This window comes from Clostridium oryzae (assembly GCF_002029235.1).
Taxonomy (GTDB): Bacteria; Bacillota; Clostridia; order Clostridiales; family Clostridiaceae; genus Clostridium_AE; species Clostridium_AE oryzae.
In genome coordinates this window covers 1-4,848 of sequence record NZ_MZGV01000127.1, presented here as the reverse complement: position 1 = coordinate 4,848, position 4,848 = coordinate 1, and the positions used below count along the sequence as shown (strand labels likewise).

Below are 4,848 nucleotides of genomic sequence, written 5' to 3'. Positions count from 1 at the left end.
TGCTACAATGCTGTGATATTGACGGTTATATCTCTCTGTTTTTGAGTTCCTTCGCCGTTAATACTTTCCTCACTGCATTAATTTGTCATGCTGTCAAGGGTGGCGACTTCTTCCTCCTACCTATTTTTCCTTGCTTTTTTTCTTCTTTTTCGCTTTTCAATCTTACTTTTCTTCTCTAAATTTTTTTCATAGCAAACTTTACACTATCCACTTTTCAAGCTGGTATCATACGTAACTTATGTCCTCCGAAAATGCAATTACCATGAGACTTTTACTAATAAAGCTTTCTTTTTATTCTTCTCTGTATTCTGCTAAGTAATTTAATATCCAACTCAATTTTTAATAAAAAGTTTATCTGAAACTCTTTTTAAATAATTTTTTCTTATTAAAGCAGATACAACGAAACATGAAGCAGCACTAATGATAAGAATATATCTAATATTTATGTAATCTGTTAAAAATGGCGCACCAACAGTTCCTACTAAAAATCCTATTGTACCTATTGTACTTATGAAGCTAATTACCTTACCTCTGTGTTCTTCAATAGGAAGTTCCTGTTCTAATGACTCTTCTACAGTATTTGCACAGCCAGTAGATATAGAAAATAGCAATAATACAAATACAAAATAGTAAAAGCCATTAGTATATATTGCCATAACAATACTAAAAGCAGCAATTAGAAACCCTAACGCCCATATTTTATATTTATTTATGTTAAGTTTATCAACCAATATAGGACATAGAATGTATCCTAATATGCTTCCAATAGAAAGTATTGAAGCTACATATCCATAATAATAATCATGAATTTTCAGATATTTCACTATATAGATTAAGTGTATTGAAGTAAATGAGCCAATCCCCAACCAAGTTATTGATACGATAATAGCTAACGGAAATAATGCTTTGTTTTGTTTAAAATATTTCCATCCTATAACTAATTCCTTAATAGACTTTCCAAAATCTATTTTTTGTTTAGAAGTATCATCTGATATCTCAGAATTATTTCTATTTTTATACAAATCATTTTCTTTTTTCTTTAATGCCATATATGTAATCGGAAGCGCGATACACATTGAAACAATAGGTAACATGCTAAACAGTGTTGAAGATGTATTCTTAGACTCGTACACAGATACAATCAATGATCCAAATATTCCTGTCGCTTCCTCCGCACACATCAATATTGAATTTGCGGCGATCAATAATTTTTTATTTTGCACAATAACTGGTACGCAAACGTATCTTGCAGGTTTATATAGAGTGAACATAACCATATATATAAATAGGAATATATAAATTTCGAATAAATTTATTGTTAAATGTATTAAAATCAAAATCACAATAAATATTGCCAAACACAATGTCATTAATTTGTATTTCTTGTACCTATCAACAAATACGCCTGCAATAGGTCCTAACAAAATCACCGGTAAGTATTTAATAAACATCAAAGTGGATATGCTATATCCACTTTGAGTGACTCTGTATACCGATATTGTAAGAACTACTGCAAAAAGTATATTGCTAAACTCAAAGAATATTTGCCCTAAGCAAAACAAATTAAAATGTAAATCACACAAATTTTTTCTAATGTCTTTTCCATTCATTGTTGTTATCCTCTTATCGATAACTCATAGTCATGCAACGTATCTATAGCATATCCTGCTTCACCGTTACCATATGGGGTAGAAAACCAAGAATCAAGTATTTCATTTAGATCTGATATATTAACAAATTGAATTCCAATACATAAAACATTTGCATGATTCCAATATTTAGCCATTTTTGTCATCTTTGAATTGCAGCATGAAACAGCTCTTATATCTTTAACTTTATTTGCAGCTATTGCTACTCCAGTTCCGGTAGAACAAAGTAGAATTCCTTCATTACAGAACTGTTTAGATATACTTTCACCAACTTTAATACCAACATCGCACCAATTATTGTTATCATTATGAAAGTCTTCATATTCTATTTCGTTTTTACTTAAATATTTTACCACTTCGTCATATAATACTGATTTTTGATCAGTTCCCAAAGCTATCTTCATAATTTTAACTCCTTTATCTATGGGATTTTGTGTTTTCAAAGAAAATACAATCTCCAAATTCTAAGAATCTATAGTTTCTCCTAACTGCCTCTCTGTACGCATTTAAAGTAAATTCTGTTCCTCCAAAAGCACATGCAAGAATAAGAGTTGTTATACCAGGACTTTGAAAATTTGTGAGTAATGCATCTATAGCTTTGAATTTAAAACCAGGATATATGTATAGTTTTGTCCAACCAGAGCCAGAATGGATTATCCCATCATCATCAACAACTGTTTCTAACGTTCGAGTAACAGTTGTACCTATTCCAATTATCCTCCCTCCATTTTTTCTTGCTTGATTAATCTCAGATGCAGCTTCTTCACTTACATCATAATGTTCTTCGTACATTTGATGACTTTCTATGTTATCGTTCTCTAACCTCTTATCTAAACGTCCAACATGTTGAGTAATCTTAATTATTTTAATTCCTTTTTCACTCAAAAAATTCAAATATTTATCAGTAAAATGAAGACCAGCAGTTGGCGGTTGAAGAGAACCCTCAACTTTAGAATATACTGTTTGGTAATCTTCGTTATCATTCAACTTTTGTGGTAAATGTAACGGTAAAAAATACTGACCAATCTTCTTTATTTCGTCCTCCACACTTCCATTATTAATACTAAATTTAATTAACCATCCAGTTTCACACCAATTCTCATTTATAACTTTACCAACAAGTTCGCTATTCTCGCCAAAATATAATCTTTCGCCAATTTCTACACCTTTTCTAGATTCCACAACGCAATCCCACACATTATTTTCTTTTCTAGATACCATTTTTATTTCAATCTGTGATCCGTTTTGTCTCTTTCCTCTAAGAACAGCTGATAACACTCGTGTATCATTAACTACAATAACATCGTTTGAATCAATGAAATTATTGAAATCGTAAAAATGAAAATCTTTAATTTCTTCAGTTTTAGGGTTTGCATACATCATTCTACAGCAATGTTTAGGATATATAGTCTGTTGCGCAATAAGTTGCTCTGGTAAATCATATTTGAAAGTTTCTAATTTCATAACCATTATCTCCATTCATTTAATTTATACAAAAGGTATAAATTCTATAAAAGAATCATACCTTTCGCATACGGTACATTAGTAATGAATAAATATAGGCTAAATTGAAATGCCACGCACTGCTAATAAATCTTTGAATAACGGCATTGCCTTAAGTGTTGGACGTTTATATTGCCTCTTTACTTTCTTCATCCAAATTCACCTCCTTTCTCTTAATGGATTTTAAAAAATTACAGAATTATCTGAGTTTCGAAATACAATTATTTATACTCTCGTCTACTCCACTATAATAAAATAGCTGATGAGTTCATTAACAGCAACAGTTTACATACTCTTTTCTGTTTCTACAATTCTTATTAATTGATAATCCATAAGTTCGTTTATAAAGACTAAAAGGTCTTCTTTAGCTGTTTCCTCATCGATATCAAATTCAGAAACAATTTCCGTAGCTATATCTTCAACCGAATTAACTCCATCTATCATGTCCCAAATTAAACTTCCAACATCATCAAGAGGAAAAAACAAGTCATTCGTACTATCTTTAACAACTGCTAGTCCTTCTTTAAAAGCCCAGTATATATCTTCGGACTTAATATAAACCATACTATTTCTCCTTTACCTAAATATATAGAGCACAATCTCCGTACTCTAAAAATTTATAATTATCCCTTACAGCATGCTCATATAGGTTCATTACTTGTTCCCTACCGCCAAATGCACAAGCTAACATAAGGTTAGTTGTCATCGGTGGTTGTAGGTTGCTAAGCAAGGCATCTATAATTTTAAATTTATAACCTGGATATATATAGAGATCTGTCCACCCTTCACCACCATGAACATATCCCTTCTCATCAGCAATGGATTCAAGTGTCCTTACTGCAGTAGTTCCAATAGCCACAATTCTCTTTCCATTTTCTTTTGTTTTATTAATCAATTTAGCGGTATCATCATCCAAAATATAATGTTCCTTATACATCTTATGCTCTTCTATTTCCATTTTTCCATTCTGAAGAGCAAGTTTATCTAACCTTCCAATATGAAGGGTTATATTACATACATTTATGTTTTTATCTTTCGCTTTTTTGAATAATTCATCAGTAAAATGCATTCCTGCTACTGGTGGTTGCATAGATCCCCATTCAGATGCATAAATGGTTTGGTAATCTTCAGGATTGTCTATTTTTTGAGGTAAATAAATAGGGAAAAAGTATGAACCAATTTTCTCTATTTGCTCTTCTATATTAGTCTCTGAATCGAATTTCATTAAATAACCAGTATCAAATGAATTTCTTTCAATAACATTAGCAATTATTTCATTATTATCTCCAAAAAATAATTTTTCACCAGTTTTTAATTCTCTGGCAGATTCAACAATACAATCCCATATGTATTCATCTTTACGAGATCCGAGTTTAATCTCAATTAGTCCACCATTTTCCTTTCTACCTCTTAGAACACAAGGAAAAACTTTTGTGTTATTAATAACAAATAGATCACCCTCCTCAAAATAATTGATAATATTATAAAAATAATCATCAACTATCTCATTATTCTTTCGATTCAACACAGCCATTCTAGCTCCATCTCTAGGATTACACAACTTTTTAGCAACTAAAGTCTCTGGCAAATCAAAATTGAAATTATCAATCTTCATAAACATCCTCCTCTAAACATTACATGTTATTAATAATTACATGATTGCACATAATTACTTTAATGTCAATATATGTATTAA

The 4,848-nt window shown here is 30.7% G+C and carries 5 protein-coding genes; all 5 read right to left on the bottom strand.

Translation table 11 applies throughout. The features are described from left to right. Positions 1 to 332: 332 nt before the first annotated feature. Positions 333 to 1,610, bottom strand: coding sequence for an MFS transporter (locus tag CLORY_RS22440; RefSeq protein WP_079428761.1), 1,278 nt, complete (start codon positions 1,608 to 1,610; stop codon positions 333 to 335). Positions 1,611 to 1,615: 5 nt separating this feature from the next. Beyond that, on the bottom strand, positions 1,616 to 2,053 hold the full coding sequence (locus tag CLORY_RS22435) for an RpiB/LacA/LacB family sugar-phosphate isomerase (protein ID WP_139376128.1): 438 nt from the start codon (positions 2,051 to 2,053) through the stop codon (positions 1,616 to 1,618). 13 nt (positions 2,054 to 2,066) lie between these two features. Next, the gene (gene queA / locus CLORY_RS22430; protein WP_169911731.1) at positions 2,067 to 3,113 is read right to left on the bottom strand and encodes a tRNA preQ1(34) S-adenosylmethionine ribosyltransferase-isomerase QueA; all 1,047 of its coding nucleotides are present in this window, start codon (positions 3,111 to 3,113) and stop codon (positions 2,067 to 2,069) included. 324 nt (positions 3,114 to 3,437) lie between these two features. Then, positions 3,438 to 3,716 carry a PqqD family protein gene (locus tag CLORY_RS22425; RefSeq protein ID WP_079428755.1) on the bottom strand — a complete coding sequence of 93 codons (279 nt, stop codon included), beginning with the start codon at positions 3,714 to 3,716 and terminating at the stop codon, positions 3,438 to 3,440. Positions 3,717 to 3,732: 16 nt separating this feature from the next. Further along, on the bottom strand, positions 3,733 to 4,767 hold the full coding sequence (gene queA, locus CLORY_RS22420; RefSeq protein WP_169911730.1) for a tRNA preQ1(34) S-adenosylmethionine ribosyltransferase-isomerase QueA: 1,035 nt from the start codon (positions 4,765 to 4,767) through the stop codon (positions 3,733 to 3,735). Between the last annotated feature and the right edge of the window lie 81 nt (positions 4,768 to 4,848).